The 19,454-nt window shown below is 72.3% G+C and carries 15 protein-coding genes; 11 read left to right on the top strand and 4 right to left on the bottom strand.

The features are described 5' to 3' along the window. Positions 1-50: 50 nt before the first annotated feature. The 4 genes from ACFYPJ_RS01920 to ACFYPJ_RS01905 form a co-directional block, all read right to left on the bottom strand. On the bottom strand, positions 51-302 hold the full coding sequence (locus ACFYPJ_RS01920) for a hypothetical protein (protein WP_389008927.1): 252 nt from the start codon (positions 300-302) through the stop codon (positions 51-53). A gap of 90 nt (positions 303-392) precedes the next feature. Then, positions 393-2,567, bottom strand: coding sequence for a 4-alpha-glucanotransferase (gene malQ, locus ACFYPJ_RS01915; protein WP_389008924.1), 2,175 nt, complete (start codon positions 2,565-2,567; stop codon positions 393-395). Further along, positions 2,568-2,864: a hypothetical protein gene (locus ACFYPJ_RS01910; protein ID WP_389008921.1), complete on the bottom strand. Its 297-nt coding sequence runs from the start codon at positions 2,862-2,864 to the stop codon at positions 2,568-2,570. 345 nt (positions 2,865-3,209) lie between these two features. After that, the gene (locus ACFYPJ_RS01905) at positions 3,210-3,746 is read right to left on the bottom strand and encodes an HNH endonuclease (protein WP_389008918.1); all 537 of its coding nucleotides are present in this window, start codon (positions 3,744-3,746) and stop codon (positions 3,210-3,212) included. A 367-nt stretch (positions 3,747-4,113) separates the two neighbouring features. Between ACFYPJ_RS01905 and ACFYPJ_RS01900 the strand changes: the two genes are divergently transcribed. The 11 genes from ACFYPJ_RS01900 to ACFYPJ_RS01850 all read left to right on the top strand — a co-directional run bounded on the left by ACFYPJ_RS01900 (position 4,114) and on the right by ACFYPJ_RS01850 (position 19,451). Further along, a complete protein-coding gene (locus tag ACFYPJ_RS01900; RefSeq protein ID WP_389008915.1) occupies positions 4,114-5,214 on the top strand; it encodes a mechanosensitive ion channel family protein in 1,101 nt (366 codons plus the stop codon). A 304-nt stretch (positions 5,215-5,518) separates the two neighbouring features. Continuing rightward, positions 5,519-6,730, top strand: a complete 1,212-nt coding sequence (locus tag ACFYPJ_RS01895) for an ROK family transcriptional regulator (RefSeq protein WP_389008912.1) — start codon at positions 5,519-5,521, stop codon at positions 6,728-6,730. Between the two features lie 103 nt (positions 6,731-6,833). Continuing rightward, positions 6,834-8,204, top strand: coding sequence for an ABC transporter substrate-binding protein (locus ACFYPJ_RS01890; protein ID WP_389008909.1), 1,371 nt, complete (start codon positions 6,834-6,836; stop codon positions 8,202-8,204). A 15-nt stretch (positions 8,205-8,219) separates the two neighbouring features. Continuing rightward, positions 8,220-9,161 (top strand): carbohydrate ABC transporter permease, encoded by a 942-nt coding sequence (locus ACFYPJ_RS01885; protein WP_389008907.1) that lies wholly within the window; start codon positions 8,220-8,222, stop codon positions 9,159-9,161. 1 nt (position 9,162) lies between these two features. Then, positions 9,163-10,059 (top strand): carbohydrate ABC transporter permease, encoded by an 897-nt coding sequence (locus tag ACFYPJ_RS01880; RefSeq protein ID WP_389008904.1) that lies wholly within the window; start codon positions 9,163-9,165, stop codon positions 10,057-10,059. 4 nt (positions 10,060-10,063) lie between these two features. Then, complete coding sequence (locus ACFYPJ_RS01875; protein WP_389008901.1) at positions 10,064-11,383, top strand: 6-phospho-beta-glucosidase; 1,320 nt, start codon at positions 10,064-10,066, stop codon at positions 11,381-11,383. Next, positions 11,374-12,345 (top strand): N-acetylglucosamine kinase, encoded by a 972-nt coding sequence (locus ACFYPJ_RS01870; RefSeq protein ID WP_389008898.1) that lies wholly within the window; start codon positions 11,374-11,376, stop codon positions 12,343-12,345. The genes ACFYPJ_RS01875 and ACFYPJ_RS01870 overlap by 10 nt, the downstream gene beginning before the upstream one ends. A 414-nt stretch (positions 12,346-12,759) precedes the next feature. Continuing rightward, entirely contained in the window at positions 12,760-14,136 is a 1,377-nt protein-coding gene (locus tag ACFYPJ_RS01865; protein WP_389008895.1) for a hypothetical protein, read from the top strand. Positions 14,137-14,150: 14 nt separating this feature from the next. Next, positions 14,151-15,194: a glutamate ABC transporter substrate-binding protein gene (locus ACFYPJ_RS01860; RefSeq protein WP_389008892.1), complete on the top strand. Its 1,044-nt coding sequence runs from the start codon at positions 14,151-14,153 to the stop codon at positions 15,192-15,194. A 94-nt stretch (positions 15,195-15,288) separates the two neighbouring features. Beyond that, positions 15,289-16,620: a hypothetical protein gene (locus ACFYPJ_RS01855; RefSeq protein ID WP_389008890.1), complete on the top strand. Its 1,332-nt coding sequence runs from the start codon at positions 15,289-15,291 to the stop codon at positions 16,618-16,620. After that, entirely contained in the window at positions 16,617-19,451 is a 2,835-nt protein-coding gene (locus ACFYPJ_RS01850) for a tetratricopeptide repeat protein (RefSeq protein WP_389008887.1), read from the top strand. Before ACFYPJ_RS01855 ends, ACFYPJ_RS01850 begins: the two co-directional genes overlap by 4 nt. The last annotated feature ends 3 nt before the right edge of the window (positions 19,452-19,454 follow it).

The raw sequence follows: 19,454 nt of genomic DNA, 5'->3' as shown, positions 1-19,454 counted from the left end.
TTCTCGTACAGGGGTGGCGGCCGGCGCACTCGGCGCGGGCCGACGGCGGGTCAGGCCCTCGCCTTGCCCTTCGTCACACGGATCTTCGACTTGTCGAGCACCATCACCAGACCCGCGATGACCACGAACAGCGCGAGCGGGATGAGAACGAAGAGGCCCAGCGTCTGGACGACGCTCAGGCCCTTGCCGGGGTCGTCGCCGTCGTCGCGGGTGAGCGCGAGCGCGGGGGACGACATGAGCAGCATCATCAGCGTCGTACCGGCAGCCAGGGCGCCGGCGCGCAGGGCGTTCTTCTTGTCCACGGTGCAAAAGTAGCGAACGCCGGAACCCGTCGCGCGTCCGGGGTGCCGTAGACGCGCCGACGGCAGGCGCCGGCGGGCCCCGGCCCGGGCTCATCCTGCCGTGCGCAGGGTTTCCAGCAGCGCGCGCAGCCGGGGTGCGGCGGTCAGCTCCTCCAGGGTCACCGGGCGGCCCCGGGCGTCGGCAATGGGCAGGCGCCAGTTCGGGTACTGGTCCCAGGTGCCCGGTACGTTCTGCGGGCGGCGGTCGCCGATGCCGTCCGGGAGCCAGACGCCGACCAGGCGGGCCGGGGTGCGCAGCAGGAAGCGGTGGACCGCCTGGATCCGGGCCTCCTCGGCGGCCTGCGAGCCGTCACCCGCGGACGTCCTGAGCAGTCCGAGGCGGGCGAGCAGGTCCAGCCATTCCTGCGTCTCCGCGGCGGCGTCCGCGCGTTCCTCGGCCGCCGGGTGGGTCAGCAGGCCGAGGCGGTCGCGCAGTTCGACGTGCTCGCCGGTGAGCCGGGCGGCCGTGGGCGGCAGGTCGTGAGTGGTGGCGGTGGCCAGGCAGTCGGCACGCCAGCGGTCGGGCGGAAGGGGACGGCCGTCCCCCGTCCAGTCCCGTTCGAACCACAGCACCGATGTGCCGAGCACCCCGTGGCGCTCAAGGGTCTCGCGGACGCCCGGCTCCACGGTGCCGAGGTCCTCGCCGATCACCACGGCCCCGGCCCTGGACGCCTCCAGGGCGAGGAGCGCGAGCATGGCCTCGGCGTCGTGCCGGACGTACGTGCCCTCCGTCGGCGGCTGCCCCTGGGGCACCCACCACAGCCGGAACAGGCCCATGACGTGATCGATGCGGACCGCGCCCGCGTAGCGGAAGAGGGCGCGCAGGAGCTGCCGGAAGGGGGCGTGGCCGCAGGCCGCGAGGCGGTCGGGGCGCCAGGGCGGCAGGCCCCAGTCCTGGCCGAGGGCGTTGAAGGCGTCCGGCGGGGCGCCCACCGACATCCCGGCGGCGAAGAACTCCTGCTGGGCCCAGGCGTCGGCGCCCCGGGGGTGCACGCCGACCGCGAGGTCGTGCACGATCCCGACCGGCATGCCCGCCGCCCGCGCGGCGCGCTGGGCGGCGCCCAGCTGGGTGTCGGCGAGCCAGGCCAGCCAGGAGTGGAAGTCCACCCGGTCGGTCAGTTCGGCGCGGGCCCGGGCGGTGCCGGGCGAGCGGGGGTCGCGCAGCTGCGGCGGCCAGGTGTGCCAGTCGGAACCGTGCAGCTCGGCGAGCGCGCACCAGGTGGCGTGGTCCTCAAGGGCCTGGCCTTCCTGGGCGCGAAAGCGGGCCAAGGCGGCCCGCCGGTCCGGGGCGAGGGGCACCTGCCGGACCAGTTCCAGCGCCTCCCGCTTCAGTTCCCACACCGCGTCCCGGTCGATGAGCGCGCCCGCGTCGAGCACGTCGGCGCGCAGCCGGGCGGCCCGGTCGAGGAGGCCGCCGACGCGGACGCGGTCCTCGACGCGGGCGAACTCGAACTCGGGCACGTCCGCCACCCGCAGATGCACCGGGTCGGGGAAACGACGGGAGGACGGCCGGTAGGGAGAGGGGTCGGTCGGCGTCCCGGGTACGGCCGCGTGCAACGGGTTGACCTGCACGAATCCAGCACCGGCGGTACGGCCCGCCCAGCCGGCCAGCTCGCTGAGGTCCCCGAGGTCGCCCATGCCCCAGGACCGCCCGGACAGCAGCGAATAGAGCTGGACGAGCAGTCCGTACGAGCGTCCGGCGGGGGTGGGCAGCCGGTCGGGGGCGACGATCAGATGGCTCTCGGCGGTACGGCCGTCCGGGGCGGTGGCCGTCACCCGGTGGACGCCGGTGGGGAGCCGGTCGGCGGTGGTGCGGCTCTCGCCCTGCTCGGTGTCGATGCGCAGCCGGGTGCCGGGCGGCAGGGGGCCGAAGGGCAGGTCACCGGAGGGCACGGGGGCGGAGGGCCGATCGCCGGAGGGCGGCGGGCCGGAGGACAAGGGCCCGGTGGGCAGGGGGCCGGGCGGGCTCGCGGTGCCGGTCCAGTGCACCAGTGTGGGCGGCAGGAGCCGTTCGTGCAGTTCGCGCTCGCGGGCGGCGAGCGCGGCGCGGACCTCCTGCGGGGTGCCGGCGGCGATGTCCAGCGCGGCCAGGGCGGCCACCACGGCGGCGGTGGAGGCGGCGACCGTGCGGTCCGGGGCGGGGCGGTAGGAGGTGGCGACGCCGTGCAGTTCGGCGAGCCGGCGCAGCTCCTCGGCGGGGGCGGCGGCCGGCCCGGGCGCGGTCATCTACCGACCCGGAGTGAGCAAGTCCGCGCCGATGGGGTCCATGGCCGCGTCGGACTCGCTGGTCAGCGGGGCCAGGTCGGTCAGCGGCGGCTCGCTGGTCAGGGGCTCGACGTCGGGCAGCGGCGGTTCGCTGGTCAGCGGGGTGTCGACGTGGGCGCCCTCCGCGCTGAACACGCAGTGCTGGCTGTTCTCGGGTTCGGTGAGCTGCACCGGTCCGGGTTCGTATCCGGGTTTGCGGCCGGTTTTATGACCGGGTTTGCACTGGGCCGGAAGCGAGAGCTGAGCCGGTGCGGGCACGTCGGTCTCCTTTATCGGGTTTATCGGTTTTGTCTGTCTTATCGGGTACGCCGGATTCTGACGATAGCGTTCTGCGGATAACGGCAGCCCTACCCAGTCGGGACGACTGCACTCGCCTCTCCGAGGGTGGCGGGGGTTCGGCACGGTGCGCCGTGCGGGCTCACTCCTGCTCGGGAGCATCGGTGCAGGCGGGCGGAAGTGGCTGAGCGCGCGCTCCCCCGCGTCCCGCGGAAAAGCCCTCGCCCCCTTGGAGCCGAAAAGCCCTCGCCCCCCTTGGAAGTGCCGGGGCAGCGAGTTGCGCCCCGTGGCCAGGGGTGGCCACGGGGTGCGCGAAGGCCCGGATCGTCAGGCGGAAATGCCGTCGATCCGGGCCATGGCGTCGTCCGCGCCGTACGGCTGCAAGTAGGGCAGCCAGCGCGGATCCCTATGGCCCGTGCCGATGATGCGCCAGGCGAGGCCGGTGGGCGGGGCCGGTGTGTGGCGCAGCCGCCAGCCGATCTCGACGAGGTGCCGGTCGGCCTTCACGTGGTTGCAGCGGCGGCAGGAGGCCACCACGTTGTCCCAGACGTGCTTGCCCCCGCGGCTGCGCGGGATGACGTGGTCGACGCTGGTTGCGACGCCACCGCAGTACATGCACCGGCCCCCGTCCCGGGCGAAGAGTGCCCGTCGGGTCAGAGGAACGGGCCCCCGGTAGGGAACCCGAACGAATCGCTTGAGCCGGACCACGCTAGGTGCGGGGAGTGTGACGGTTGCGCTGTGCATAAAGGCGCCCGATTCCTCCAAGGCGACTGCCTTGTTCTCCAGGACGAGGACGAGAGCGCGGCGGAGCGGTACGACGCCGAGCGGCTCGTACGACGCATTGAGGACCAGGACGTGCGGCACGGATGCCTCCTTGTACGCCGGCGGCGCGTGGCTCGCGCCGGGACGATCTGCAGTCAGTGTCCCCTCATGCCTGGTGGAAGCGCCACCATGTCCCGGTAACGGGCTGGGAGTGTTTTCGACCACACCTGGATTCATCCCCCGTATCACGGCCGGTTCAAGCCCGCGTGAGCCGGGTCTCTCCCGTGCTCGGGGCACGGCGCACACACAATGCCCCGTTAGTGTGTTGGTTCTGCCCGTCCGGTGACAGTTCCGTGATCTCGACCACCCCGACGCCAACGCGCACCTCGGCGTCCCCGACGACCATGACGCATTGCCGACCCATGACCGCCGTGCCGGAGGCAGACCGCTGCACCTGGAGGTACCCGCCGTGTCCTTGTCCGCCGCCCTGACGGCCGCCGCCTCGTCGCTGCCCCCGTCCCCGTCACCGTCGGAGTCGACGGCCCCGACGCTGCCCACGCTCCGGGACGCCCACGAGAGCGCGGTGGGCGCCGCCGGCTGGGTCGAGGAGAACTGGTCGACGTGGCTCGCCATCGGGCTCCGGGTCCTGCTGATCCTGTTGATCGCGGCGGTGCTGAGAGTGCTGGTGCGCCGGGCGATCACCAAGCTGATAGAGCGGATGAACCGGACGGTCCAAGCGGTCGACGGCACGGCGCTCGGCGGGTTCCTGGTCAACGTCGAGCGCCGCCGCCAGCGCTCGCAGGCGATCGGCTCGGTGCTCAGGTCGGTCGCCTCGTTCCTGATCCTCGGCACGGCCGCGCTGATGGCGCTGTCCACCTTCCAGATCAACCTGGCCCCGCTCCTCGCGTCGGCCGGTGTCGCGGGCGTGGCGATCGGTTTCGGCGCCCGGAACCTGGTCACGGACTTCCTCTCCGGTGTCTTCATGATCCTGGAGGACCAGTACGGCGTCGGCGACCAGATCGACGCGGGCGTCGCCACCGGCGAGGTGATCGAGGTCGGTCTGCGGGTGACCAAGCTGCGCGGCGACGACGGCGAGATCTGGTACGTCCGCAACGGCGAGGTCAAGCGCATCGGCAACCTCTCGCAGGGCTGGGCGACGGCCGGTGTGGACGTGACGGTGCGCCCCAGCGAGGACCTGGACCGGGTGCGCGCCACCCTCGACGCGGTGGCCGAGCAGATGGGCAAGGAGGAGCCCTGGAACGAACTGCTCTGGGGCCCGATCCAGGTGCTCGGCCTGGACAGCGTCCTGATCGACTCGATGGTGGTCCGCGTGTCCGCCAGGACGATGCCGGGCAAGTCGCTGACCGTGGAGCGCGAGCTGCGCTGGCGCATCAAGCGGGCCTTCGACGCGGCGGACATCCGCATCGTCGGCGGGGAGGCTCCGGCGGCGGAGGACACGGCGCCCGACCCGACGGCGTCGGTCGCGGCCCCGTCGGTGTTCAGCAACTCGGCCTCCCCGCAGGCGGAGGCGGCGGCCCCGATCACACCCCAGCGGCCGCCCACGAAGTAGGACGGTCGGCGGCGGATCGATTCAGCACGCTCGTTCGAACGGCGCACCCGCGCCGTCCCCCAGAACCCAGGAGCCGCACCAGCGGCCCGCCGCACCGCGCCGCCCCTCCCCGCCCGATCGCCCCGCTCCAGCCGGATCCCGCCGGTAACGACTGGATTGCCGCCTGAACTCGCTCTTGACGCCCCTCGCGCGGCCGCTTACGTTTTCCAGCCAACAGGAAACTTTCCTAACAGTGTTCATGGGTGGACGTGCCACCAGGGCCACTGAGAGGCTGGTCAGCTGGAAGGGCAGGTGTCGATCACAGATGGCAGGATCCGCCGGCACGCCGGGCACTCCCCGCGTCCTGCGCGCCATGAACGACCGCGCGGCGCTGGACCTGCTGCTGGCGCACGGGCCGCTGTCCCGCACCCGGATCGGCAAGCTCACCGGCCTGTCCAAGCCGACCGCCTCCCAGCTGCTGGCCCGTCTGGAGGCGGCCGGGCTGGTGCTGGCCACCGGCACCAGCGAGGGCCGGCCGGGCCCCAACGCCCAGCTCTACGCGGTCAACCCGACCGCGGCGCATGCCGCCGGGCTCGACGTCACCCCCGGCCGCATCCGCGCCGCCGTCGCCGACATCACCGGCCGCACCGTCGGCGAGTACGAACTGCCCACCCCCGGCCGGCGCCCTTCCCACCCCGTCGTACGACAGGTGACCGACGCCCTGGACGGCGCGGTGAAGGCCGCCGGGCTGGCCCGGGACGACCTGCACCGCCTCGTCATCGGCACCCCGGGCGCCTTCGACCCGGGCACCGGCCGCCTGCGCTACGCCTCCCACCTGCCCGGCTGGCACGCCCCGGCGCTGCTCGACGAACTCGCCGCGGCGCTGCCGATGCCGGTCGAGTACGAGAACGACGTCAACCTCGTCGCCATCGCCGAGCAGCGCCTCGGCGCGGCCCGCGGCCACGGCGACTTCGTGCTGCTGTGGAACCAGGAGGGCCTGGGCGCCGCCCTGGTCCTGGGCGGCAGACTGCACCGCGGCTGGACCGGCGGCGCCGGCGAGGTCGGTTTCCTGCCGGTGCCGGGCACGCCGCTGGTGCGCCAGGTGGCCAAGGCCAACAGCGGCGGCTACCAGGAGCTCGCCGGCTCCCAGGCGCTGCCCCGGCTGGCCCGGGAGCTGGGCATCCAGGACGTGCCGGGCGGGCCGTACGCCGAGGCCGCGGCCGCGCTCGTGGACCGCGCCGCCGACCACGGCAGCGGCCCGCACCGGGAGCTGCTGCGGACGTACGCCACCCGGCTGGCCACGGGTCTCGCCTCGCTCGTCGCGGTCCTCGACCCGGAACTCGTCGTCCTCAGCGGCACCGCACTCACCGCGGGCGGCGAGGTGCTGCGCGCCCTCGTCCAGGCCGAACTGGAGGAACTGGCCGCGCCGCGCCCGCGCCTCGTCCTCGGCGAGGTGCCCGAACACCCGGTGCTGCGCGGCGCGTTGGAGAGCGCGCTCGCCACCACCCGCGACGAGGTCTTCGACACCTCGCGCTGAGCCGGCCCACACCCGCTGTCCCGCACCCTCTCCACCACCCGCTTCCCGCACCGCCTTCCTGTACCGCCCCTTCCCGTACCGCGCGCCCTAGGGAGACACCGCCATGCCCCACGCCATACCCGGAGTGGTCCGAACGTCGGCACCCGGAGTGGTCCGAAAGACGGCCTTCGCCCTCACCGCCTCGCTGGCCCTGCTCACCACGGCCTGTACCGGCCAGCCAGACAACTCGGGCGCCGACGACGACCCCGCCAAGAAGACCACCATCAACTTCTGGCACGCCTGGAGCGAGCCGGGCGAGGTGAGGGCGGTCAAGTCGCTGATCGCGGGCTTCGAGAAGGCCCACCCCAACATCCACGTCAACGACGTCGGCAACATGACCGACGACAAAATGAACCAGGCGCTGCGCACCGGCGGCACCAACGCGCCCGACGTGATCTCCTCCTTCACCACCAACAGCGTGGGCAAGTTCTGCTCCTCCGGCGCGCTGGTCGATCTGAACCCGTTCTTCAAGAAGTCGGGCATCGATCCCGCGGCGACATTCCCGAAGGCGATGAACGAGTACACCCAGTTCGACGGCAACCGCTGCTCGGTGCCACTGCTGGGCGACGCCTACGGGCTCTACTACAACAAGAAGGCGTTCGAGAAGGCGGGCATCGTCCAACCGCCGAAGACCTGGAGCGAGTTCGTGGCGGACGCGAAGAAACTGACGATCGCCCAGGGCGACAGCTACAAACAGCTCGGATTCATGCCGAACTACCACGGCTGGGAATCCACCACCGAGCACTACTTCGCGCAGTACTCACCGACGTATTTCGCCCCGGACGGCACGTCGGACGTGGCCAAGGACCCTGCTTTCGAGGCCGGGTTCACACGCCAGAAGCAGCTCGTGGACGAACTCGGCGGATATCAGAAGCTGGAGAAGTTCCGCGCCAAGCTGGGCGACGAGTGGGGCATCAACCACCCCTTCCACACCGGTCAGGTGGCCATGCAGCTGGACGGCGAGTGGCGGCTCGGCATGGCCGAGTTGGCGAAGCCGGGCTTCGAGATCGGCGTGGCGCCGCTGCCGGTGCCCGACGAGATGGCGGACCAGTACGGCAAGGGCTACGTCACCGGCACCATCGCGGGCATCGCCGCCACCAGCAAGAAGCAGAACGCGGCCTGGGAACTGGTGAAGTACATGACCACCGACACGAACGCGGTGGTGGGCTTCGCGAACGCCATCCACAACCTGCCCTCCACGCTGGCCGCCCTCAAGTCGCCGAAGCTGAAGTACGACCCGCGGTTCAAGATCTTCCTGGACATCGCCGCCAACCCGCACTCCACCACCACCCCCGCGTCGGTCGACGGCGGCACCTACCTGGTGACCATCCAGCAGTTCGGTTACGACTACGAGAGCGGCAAGGTCACCGATCTGAAGGCCGGTCTGGAGAAGACGGCCGCGCAGATCGACACGGACATCGCGCAGGCGAAGTAGCCCGGGACCACGGAAATGAGCACCGTCACCCTCGCGTCGAAGCGCCGCCGGGCGGCGCTACGCACGGTCGCGTTCATGTCGCCCTGGCTGATCGGCTTCGCGGTCTTCTTCGCGTACCCGCTGATCTCGACGGTCTACTTCTCGTTCATGCACTACGACGGCTTCCAGCCGCCGACGTGGAGCGGCACGAAGAACTGGACCTACGTCTTCCAGCACTACCCCCTCTTCTGGCCCGCACTGCGCAACACCCTGTGGCTGGTGGTCGTGGCGGTCACCCTCCGCGTCGTCTTCGGACTCGGCGTGGGCATGCTCATCACCAGGATCAAAACGGGCGCCGGCGTCTTCCGCACTCTGTTCTATCTGCCCTATCTCGCCCCGCCGGTGGCCGCGACGATGGCCTTCGCCTTTCTCCTCAACCCGGGTACGGGGCCGGTGAACTCGCTGCTGGAGCAGGTCGGACTGCCCGCTCCGGGCTGGTTCAACGACCCGTCCTGGTCCAAGCCCGCGCTGACCCTGCTCGCGCTGTGGGGAGTCGGCGACCTGATGGTCATCTTCATGGCCGCGCTGCTCGACGTGCCGGCGGAGCAGTACGAGGCGGCGGAACTGGACGGCGCCTCGGCGTGGCAGCGCTTCCGCTACGTCACGCTGCCGAACATCGCCCCGATCGTGATGTTCGCCGTGGTCACCGGAGTGATCCAGGCCATGCAGTACTACACCCAGCCGCTGATCGCCGGGAAGGTCGCCTCGGGGGTGATCCAGGGCGCGGGCACACAGTTCGAGCCCGGGTATCCGGAGAAGTCCACGCTCACCCTGCCCCAACTGGTCTACAACCTCGGCTTCCAGCGCTTCGACTACGGCTCCGCGTGCGTCGTCGCCCTCGTCCTCTTCGCCCTGTCGATGGCGTTCACCGCGTTCCTGATGCGGCGCCGGGGCGGTCTCATCCAGGCAGGTGACTGAGATGGCCCGAGTACTGGACGAGCCGGTGCGGCTGCCCGCGCCCGCCCGCTCCCCCGCGCAGCGGACGGCACGGCGCCGGGCGGTCCTGGAGTGGATCGCCGTCCACTGCCTGGGCGTGGCCGCCGCGCTGTTCTTCACCCTGCCCTTCGTCTTTGTCCTGCTGACGTCCCTGATGAGCGACAGCCAGGCGCTGAGCCGGGACCTGATCCCGCACACCTGGGAGTGGGGCAACTACCACCGGGTGTTCGACACGCCCGGCTTCCTGACCTGGTGGAAGAACACCCTGATCTACGCCGGTCTGGGCACGGTGCTGACCGTCGTGTCCTCGCTCCCGGTGGCGTACGCGCTCGCCAAGTTCCGCTTCCGCGGCCGCAATCTGTCACTCATGCTGGTGATCTCGATGATGATGCTGCCCCCACAGGTCGTCATCATCCCGATGTACCTGTTCTGGGCGAAGCAGCTCGATCTGTCCGGCACCCTGTGGCCGCTGATCATCCCGATGGCGTTCGGCGACGCGTTCTCCATCTTCCTGCTGCGCCAGTTCCTGATGACCATCCCGAACGAGTACCTGGACGCGGCGAAGGTGGACGGCTGCGGCGATCTGCGGACGCTGCTGAAGGTCGTCCTGCCGATGGCACGGCCGGGCATCGCGGCCGTCGCCCTGTTCCAGTTCTTCTACGCCTGGAACGACTACTTCGGCCCGCAGATCTACGCGTCCGAGAACCCGGCCGCCTGGACCCTGAGCTACGGCCTGGAGTCCTTCAAGGGCGCCCACCACACCGACTGGAATCTCACCATGGCCGCGACCGTCCTGGTCATGGCCCCCGTGATCCTCGTGTTCTTCTTCGCCCAGAAGGCGTTCGTCGAGGGTGTCACGCTCACCGGAGTAAAGGGTTGATCCCATGAAACTCACCGTGGTCGGCGGAGGCTCGACCTACACGCCCGAACTCATCGACGGATTCGCGCGGCTCAGGGACACCCTGCCCGTCGAGGAACTGGTCCTGGTGGATCCCGCCACCGAACGCCTGGAGCTGGTCGGCGGCCTCGCCCGGCGCATCTTCGCCAAGCAGCAGCACCCCGGCCGGATCGTCACCACCGCCGATCTGGACGCGGGCGTCGAGGGCGCCGACGCGGTCCTGCTCCAGTTGCGCGTGGGCGGCCAGGCCGCCCGGCAGCAGGACGAGACCTGGCCACTGGAGTGCGGCTGCATCGGCCAGGAGACCACCGGCGCGGGCGGCCTCGCCAAGGCGCTGCGCACGGTGCCGGTGGTCCTCGACATCGCCGAACGGGTCCGCCGTGCCAACCCGGACGCCTGGATCATCGACTTCACCAACCCGGTCGGCATCGTCACCCGCGCCCTGCTGAAGGCCGGGCACCGGGCGGTCGGGCTGTGCAACGTGGCGATCGGCTTCCAGCGGAAGTTCGCCGCGCTGCTCGACGTGGCCCCGCAGGACGTCCACCTCGACCACGTGGGCCTCAACCACCTCACCTGGGAGACGGCCGTACGCCTCGGCGGCCCCGAGGGCGAGAACGTGCTGCCGAAGCTGCTCGGCCTGCACGGCGACGCCATCGCGGGCGATCTGCACCTGCCCCGGCCCCTGCTGGACCGGCTCGGTGTGGTCCCGTCGTACTACCTGCGGTACTTCTACGCGCACGACGAGGTGGTGCGCGAACTGCGCACCAAGCCGTCCCGGGCGGCGCAGGTCGCCGAGATGGAACGGCAGTTGCTCCAGATGTACGGCGACCCGGCCCTGGACGAGAAGCCGGAGCTGCTCGCCAAGCGGGGCGGCGCGTACTACTCGGAGGCCGCGGTGGACCTGGCGGCGGCCCTCCTCGGCGGTCGTTCCGGCGGATCCGCGGGCTCCTCGTCCGCGGGCGGCGGCGAGCTGCCGGCGGGCGGCAGCCCGTACCAGGTGGTGAACACCTTCAACCAGGGCACGCTGCCGTTCCTGCCGGACGACGCCGTGATCGAGGTGCAGGCGGCGGTCGGCCCGCAGGGCGCGGCACCGCTGCCGGTGCCGCCGCTGGACCCGCTGTACGCGGGGCTGGTGGCGAACGTGACGGTGTACGAGGACCTGGCTCTGGAGGCGGCGCTGCGCGGCGGCCGGGACCGGGTGTTCCGCGCGCTCCTGTCACACCCCCTGATCGGCCAGTACGAGTACGCCGAACAGCTCACCGACCGACTGATCGCGCACAACCGGGAGCACCTCGCGTGGGCCTGACCGCAAGTGTCCTCGCCATCGACGCGGGCAACAGCAAGACCGACGTCGCGGTGGTGGCCGCGGACGGTACCGTCCTCGCCACCGCCCGCGGCGGCGGCTTCCGGCCGCCCGCGGTGGGCGTCACCACGGCGGTCGACGAGGTGGCCGACGCGGTCGTACGGGCGTACGCCGCCGCGGGCGTCACTGCCGTCGCGCACGTCTCCGCATGCCTGGCCAACGCCGATCTGCCCGTGGAGGAGGAGCAGTTGGCCGCCGCGCTGCACGCGCGCGCGTGGGGCGGCACGGTGGAGGTGCGCAACGACACCTTCGCGATCCTGCGGGCGGGTGTGGCCGAGCCGCGCGGCGTCGCGGTGGTCTGCGGCGCGGGCATCAACTGCGTCGGCATGCACCCCGACGGCCGCACCGCCCGCTTCCCGGCGATCGGCCGGATCTCCGGTGACTGGGGCGGCGGCTGGGGGCTCGCCGAGGAGGCCCTGTGGTACGCGGCCCGCGCGGAGGACGGGCGCGGCGCGGCGACCCGGCTGGCCCGGACCCTGCCCGCGTACTTCGGCCTGGACTCCATGTACGCCCTGATCGAGGCCCTGCACCTGGAACACGTCGAGTACGGCCGGCGGCACGAGCTGACACCGGTGCTGTTCGCGACGGCGGCGGAGGGCGACGCGGTCGCCCGCTCGGTCGTCGACCGGCTGGCCGACGAGGTGGTGACCATGGCGACGGTGGCCCTGTCCCGGCTCGGCCTGCTGGACGAGGAGGTGCCGGTGCTGCTCGGCGGCGGCGTCCTCACCGCGGGGCACGCCCAGCTCGACGACGGCGTACGGGCCTTGCTCGCGGTCCGCGCGCCGAAGGCGGTGACCCGGGTGGTGACGGCCCGTCCGGTGCTGGGCGCGGTGCTGCTGGGGCTGGACCGGGTGGGCGCGGATCCGCTCGCCCACCTGCGCGCACGCTCCCACTGGGAGTCCTGACCCGCCCTCAGCGAGACCACAGGAACGGTGGGAGCGGGGGGCGAGAGGCAGGACTCAAGAGGCGGGAGGTGAGAGGCGGGAGGCGCGGGCGAGGGCGGTGGGGCCGGGTACGGAGCATGGCTGCGGACCGCGTCCCGGGGCGGGTTGCGGCCCGGGTCCGGGAGCCGGTTGCGGTGGGGGAACCGAACAGATTCCCGGCGCGTGTTCACGGGCAAGGGGTGATGAAGGACCCGGCACCTTCGCCGGAGGCAACCGATGGGATCCGATCAAGATCCAGTGAAGGCCGGTGCGGATGTCGGTCCCGGCGGCGATACTGGGTGACGACGGAAGACCCTGGGGGAGGTCGGAGTGACACACCCGCCGCAGAGCAGCGCGGGGCCACCGGGCCCGGTGCCGGGCCGAAGCCTGCCCGCCATGCCCGCCGTTCCGCCGCAGCCGGCGCCCCCCGCACCGCTCGTCGACCCGTCCGCACCGGCCTGGCGCACCGTCCTCGCCTCGGGCGTGGCCGACCTGCGCGCCGGCGCGCGAACCGAACCGGGCCGGCTGCGCGTCATCGGCGCCGTCCTCGCGCTGCTGGTGGTCGCGTTCGGCGCGGTCACCACCTGGCAGATGGCCGACCGCGAGGCCGCCGCGCACGACGTGCGGTACCGCAGCCAGCCGCTCAGTTCGGACGCCGCCGACATCTACAGCTCGCTCGCCGACGCCAACACGGCGGCCTCCAGCGCCTTCCTGGCGGGCGGCCAGGAGACCAGCGCCGCCCGCGACCGGTACGAGAAGGGCATCCGCAAGGCGTCCGGGAAACTCGTCACGGCCGCCGCGAACTCGCAGCCGGGCTCCCCCGCCACGGCGGTCATCGACGAACTCAGCAAGCTGCTGACGGAGTACAAGGGCCTGGTGGAGCGGGCACGCGTCTACAACCGGCTGGGCTACCCGGTGGGCGGCGCCTATCTGCGGCTGGCCAACAGCAGGATGCAGGACGACATGCTGCCCGCGGCCGAGAAGCTGTACCGGACGGAGAACACCCGGCTGAACGACGACTACGGGGACGCGACGGCCTACCCGTGGGCGGCGATCGCCCTCGGCGTCCTCGCCCTGGGTGCGCTCGGCTGGGCCCAGCGCCGTACCTACCTGCGCACCCACCGTGTCCTCAACCACGGCCTGGTGACCGCCACCGGCACCGCCGTCATCGTCCTGCTCTGGCTGGTCGTCGCACACTCCGTGGCCCGCGCCGGACTCAACGACTCCAACGACCACGGCGTACGGTCCCTGACCGTCCTGCACGACGCCCGCATAGCCTCCCTGAAGGCCCGCGGCAACGAGAACCTGAGCCTGGTGGCGCGCGGCGCCGACACCGTGAAGGTCGGCAAGCAGACCGTCGACAAGTACTACTACGCCTTCGACCAGGACATGGCCGCCCTCGACCGGGACCTGGCCGAGGCGCGGAAGCTGGCCGACGACGCCAAGGGCACCGAGCCGGTCGCCGCGGCCAAGGACAACGTGACGGTGTGGCAGCGGCGCCACGCCTCGGCCCGCGCCGAGGACGAGAACGGCAACTACCAGCAGGCCCTGGACCAGGTGATCGGCGCCGAGAACTCGACCGGTGAGTACTTCGACACCGTGGACGACAACCTGAGAACGGCGCTTGAGCACGAGCAGATCGAATTCGAGCGGGCGGCGAGCGGCGGCCTGGACGCGCTGACCGGGCTGGCCGAGGGCGCCGCGGTCCTCGCCGTCCTGGGCGCGGCGGGCGCGGTGCTCGGCATCGGGCGCCGGCTCTCGGAGTACCGGTGAGAGGGGGCACGAGGATGAACGCACGCGATGACCGCGGTCGTCCGGCCGCTCTGCGGGGCTGGGGCGGAGTCGGCGCGATGGCGACCGGCTGTGCGCTGGCGCTGGCCGCCGTGCTCCTGCTGCCGCTCGCCCGGTCGGCCGGCACACCGGACGAAGTGCCGGGCAGCGGCACCGGTCCGGTCGCCGCGGGCCGCCAGGCGCAGGACGACGCCTGCAGGGCCCCGGAGAAGCAGACGCTGGGGCCGTCCGGCGCGGACGGCCCCACCATCGACGCCATCAAGGCCCGCCGGGGCGACAAGCGGAAGCTGATCGTCGGCGTCGACCAGAACAGCTACCGCTGGGGCTACCGCAACCCGAACGCCGAGAACGCCGAGCTGGAGGGCTTCGACATCGACCTGGCCCACCGGATCGCGGAGGACATCCTCGGCGACCCGGACGCGGTCCAGTTCAAGGCCATCCCGACCAACAAGCGCATCGAAGCGGTCCAGGACGGGGACGTCGACATGGTCGTGCGCACCATGACCATCGCCTGCGACCGGCTCGCCGAAGTCGCCTTCTCGGCCCCGTACTTCAAGACCGGCCAGCAGGTGCTGGCGCAGAAGTCGTCGTCGATCACCGGGTACGACGACTCGCTGGCGCGCCGGCGGATCTGCACGGCGGCCGGTTCGACGGCGTACACCAAGCTGAAGGCGGACACGGAGGGGGGCCGGCTGCCGTCGTCCGTGGACACCTCCGTCACCGTGCCCAACCAGCTCGACTGCCTGGTGCGGCTCCAACTCGGCGACGTGGACGCCGTGATCACCGACGGCGCGCTCGCCGCGAGCCAGGCCGCCCAGGACCCCACGGTCGAGCTGAAGGGCGCCCCGTTCACCACCGAGTACTACGGCGTGGCGATGAAGCACGACGCCGACGATCTGGTACGCCGGGTCAATCAGGTCCTGCGGGACTTCCGTGCGGACGGCTGGCAGAAGGCGTACGACGCCTGGCTGTCGGCGACACTGGGATCGGACTCGGCGCCGTCGAAGCCACCGGCACCCGAGTACCTGCGCAGAAGCTGACCGGGCCGAGCATCGGGCGGGTGATCTTTGGGCAGATCTTCGACCGAACACTCCCGAACAGAGATCAGGACCACACAGCAGCGAGAGGTGATCGATGGGCGTCGCGGACCCCACCGGGCCGGTACTGGACCGGGACGAGGTGGACCGTGCGCTGGCGCGGCTGGGCGCGGAGCACGAGGCGATCGAGACCTCGCTGCTCGCCCTCCAGGACCACGCGGGCCGCAGACTCCTCGAAGGCGCCGAACTGACCGGCACGACCAGGGACCGCTGGACGGCCGCGGAGGCGTCGATCACGCTGCTGTGGGCCTACTTCGACGCGTACACGGCCACCCTGCGCACCGCCCGGGAGATCCGCGCCCGGCGGCGCTGGTCCAGCCGCGAGGACCTGGTGGAGCTGACCGGGCTGCTGCGCGGCGAGGCCGTCACGATGGCGGGCAGCGCCGCGGCGGCCGGGCACGCGCCGGCCCTGGCGAAGCCCGGCCGGCTCAGCCAGAGCTTCACCCTGGCCGGTCTCGTGGACCGGATGAACGAGCTGTACGCGTCCTCGCTGGACATGGTCGTCGCCGCGGACGCCGTCTGGTCGGCGCTGCCCGCCCGCATCGACCTGCTGTCCGCGGAACTCCAGCGCACCCGCAAACTGGCGCACTCGGTCGGCGTGCGCCCGGGCGAACACCCGGCGGGCGACGATCTGGAGCGCATCACCCGCACGCTGACCCGGCTGCGCGAGGAGGTCGTCTCCGACCCGCTGGCCTACTGGGCCTCGGCGCCGGGCAGTTCGGCGCCGGGCGGCGGCCGGCCGGACACCACGGTGTACGACCGGGAGGCGCGCGCCCTGGAGGACGTGCGCCGCGAGATCGACGCCGTGCTGACGGTGCGCCAGGACGCCGAGGCGCGGCTGATCAAGCTGCGCGACGTGCTCTCCCGCGCGGACCGCACGCTCGCCGAGGCCCGCACCGCGCGCGGCGAGGTCCTCGCGAAGATCGCCGCGTCGGAGGTGCCGGTGGTCAGCGGCCCGCCGACCGTGCTCCAGGAGCAACTGGTGACGGCCGCCGAGTACCGCAGGCAGGCCCAGTGGCACCGGCTGTCCCCGCTCCTTGAGTCGCTGGAGCAGAAGGCGGAGGACGAACTGCTGCGCGCCCGCGACTCGCTCACCGCGGTCACCGCGCCGCTGGCGGTCCGCGCGGAGCTGCGCGGCCGGCTCGACGCGTACAAGGCGAAGGTCGCCCGGCACGGGCTGGCCGAGGACCCGCTGCTGGTCGAGCGGTACGACGCGGCGCGGCGCATGCTGTGGAGCGCGCCCTGCGACCTGCGCGTCGCCGAGGACGCGGTGCTGCGCTACCAGCGGGCCGCCGCCGAACAACTCGCCGTGCCCCGGGTGCCGGAGCAGGGCGGTCCGCACGACCGAGGGGGGAGTGTCCGGCCATGAGTCAGCCGGGGCAGGCATGCCAGCGACCGTCCTGCGAGGGCACGTACGAGGACGTGGGCGACGGCGAGCTGTACTGCGACACCTGCGGTCTGGCGCCGGTCGTCTCGGCGTCCGGGACGGTCGGCTCGCCGCCCACCGGGATCACCCGCGAGCACCGTGACCCGGCCACCGCGGGCCATGCCGGTTCATCTGGTTCATCTAGTTCTTCTGGTTCGTCTGGTTCCGGCGGACACAGTTCGCGTACGTCGTCGCAGTCGTCGCAGTCGTCGAAATCGCGGCGCTCGGTTTCGGGACGGCTCTCACGCGCGCTGTCGGGCCGGTCGGCCGGCCGCTCGGTGTCGGTGCGCAGCTCCGGTTCCGGCGCCGGGGCGTCGGGGCACGGCAGGCTGGGCGCCGGGCTGGTCGCGGTGCCGCAGGTGCCGCGGCCCGATCCGCGCGTGATGGTGCTGGAGAACCCCGAGGTGCCCGAGCGCAAGCGGTTCTGCTCGCGGGCGGACTGCGGGGCGCCGGTGGGCCGGGCGCGCGGCGAGCGGCCGGGCCGCACGGAGGGATTCTGCACCAAGTGCGGTCATCCGTACTCGTTCGTGCCCAAGCTGCGCACGGGCGAGGTGGTGCACGGCCAGTACCAGGTCGTGGGCTGTCTGGCGCACGGCGGTCTGGGCTGGGTCTATCTGGCGGTGGACCGTGCGGTCTCCGACCGCTGGGTGGTCCTCAAGGGCCTGCTCGACACGGGCGACCAGGACGCGATGGAGGCGGCGATCTCCGAGCGGCGCTTCCTGGCGGAGATCGAGCACGCCAACATCGTGCGGATCTACAACTTCGTGGAACACCTCGACCAGCGCACCGGCTCCCTCGACGGCTACATCGTCATGGAGTACGTCGGCGGCAAGTCGCTGAAGGAGATCGCCAACGCGCGCCGCACACCGGAGGGCAGACGGGATCCGCTGCCGGTGGAGCAGGCGTGCGCCTACGGCATCGAGGCCCTGGAGGCGCTCGGCCATCTGCACAGCCGCAACCTGCTGTACTGCGACTTCAAGGTCGACAACGCCATACAGACCGAGGACCAGCTCAAGCTGATCGACATGGGCGCGGTGCGCCGGATGGACGACGACGAGTCGGCCATCTACGGCACGGTCGGCTACCAGGCCCCGGAGGTCGCCGAGGCCGGCCCCTCGGTCGCCTCCGACCTGTACACGGTCGGCCGTACGCTGGCCGTTCTGACCTTCGACTTCCAGGGCTACACGAACGTCTTCGCGGACTCCCTGCCCGATCCCGACCACATCGACGTCTTCCGGCGGTACGAGTCCTTCTACCGGCTGCTGGTGCGCGCCACCGACCCGGACCCGGCCCGCCGGTTCGCCTCCGCGCAGGAGATGGCCGAGCAGCTGACGGGCGTGCTGCGCGAGGTGGTGTCCTTGCAGACGGGCCGGGCGCGGCCCGCGTTGTCGACGTTGTTCGGACCCGAACCGAAGGTCACGGACACCGAGTTGTTCCCGAAGCTGACCGGGGACGTGTCGCGGCTGGGCGCACGTGCGGTGCCGGCCGGGTGGCGGGGCCGCAGGAGCGCGGGCGGTAGGCCGACGCCCCTCCCGGCCACCGCGGGGGCCCTCCCGGCGGCGGGGGCTCCGGCGACTCTCGGCACCGGTGCGGGCGCCGGCGTCACAGGGGTCACAGGGGTCACGGGCGTCACAGGCGCAGCTGGGGGCGCGGGCGCCGCTTCAGCCCGGAGTCTTACAGGTGTCGCCTCACGCGCGGGCGGCACGGGCGCCACGAACGGCAGCGCCGGCAGCATCGGCGGCGCGAACGGCACCGGCACCGGTGGTCACCTCGTTCCCACCGGCAACATCGGCAACACCAGCAGCACTGCCCTCGACGGCACCTCCGGCATCGTCCGCCCCGTCGCCACCCCCGCCGCCGCCCTGGCACTGCCCGTGCCGCGCGTCGACCCGGGCGACCCCAACGCCGGGTTCCTGGCCGGTCTGCTGGCCTCCGCGCCGGGCGAGCTGATCAGCGCGCTGGCCGCGGCGCCGCAGCAGAGCACGGAGACCCGGCTGCGGCAGATCCGCGCCCTGCTGGAGAACGGCGACCGTACGGCGGCGCTGGCGACGCTGGCCGAGCTGACGGACGAACGGCCCGACGACTGGCGGGTGGTGTGGTATCGCGGCATGGCCGCGCTGGTCACCGGCGACTTCGAGGGCGCCGCGCTGGCCTTCGACGCGGTGTACGACGCCTTCCCGGGCGAGGCCGCGCCCAAGCTGGCACTCGGCCTGTGCGCCGAGGTGCTCGGCCAGCTGGACAACGCCGCCGAGTACTACCGCCTGGTGTGGTCGACCGATCCGAGCTATGTGAGCGCCGCGTTCGGCCTGGCCCGCGTCCAGCTCGCGGCCGGGGACCGCAGCGACGCGGTGCGCACGCTGGAGTCGGTGCCGGAGTCGTCCATCCACTACACGGCGGCGCGCGTGGCGGCCGTCCGGGCCCGGCTGCGGCGACGCACCGCGACCGCCGGGGACGTAGCCTTGATGACGGACCTCACCGCCGCGGCGGGCCAGGTGGAGGCCCTGGACGCCTACGGTCTGGACCCGGCACGCCGCGAGCAGTTGTCGGCGGAGGTACTCGGCTGTGCGCTGGACTGGATACTCTCCGGGGGCCAGGGTGCCGCCCGGTCCGCCGCCGGCGGGCGGGTGCTGCTCGGCAGCGGCCTGGACGAGCGGGGCCTCCGCTTCGGTCTGGAGCGCTCGTACCGCACGCTGGCCCGGCTCGCGCCCGGCGGCGAGGAGAGGATCGACCTGGTGGAACGGGCCAACCGTTACCGCCCCCGGACGTGGGTGTAGTTG

The organism is Streptomyces sp. NPDC006012 (assembly GCF_042871185.1).
Lineage (GTDB): Bacteria > Actinomycetota > Actinomycetes > Streptomycetales > Streptomycetaceae > Streptomyces.
The sequence above is the reverse complement of the archived record's forward strand: the minus strand, read 5'-3'. Positions and strand labels throughout refer to the sequence as shown.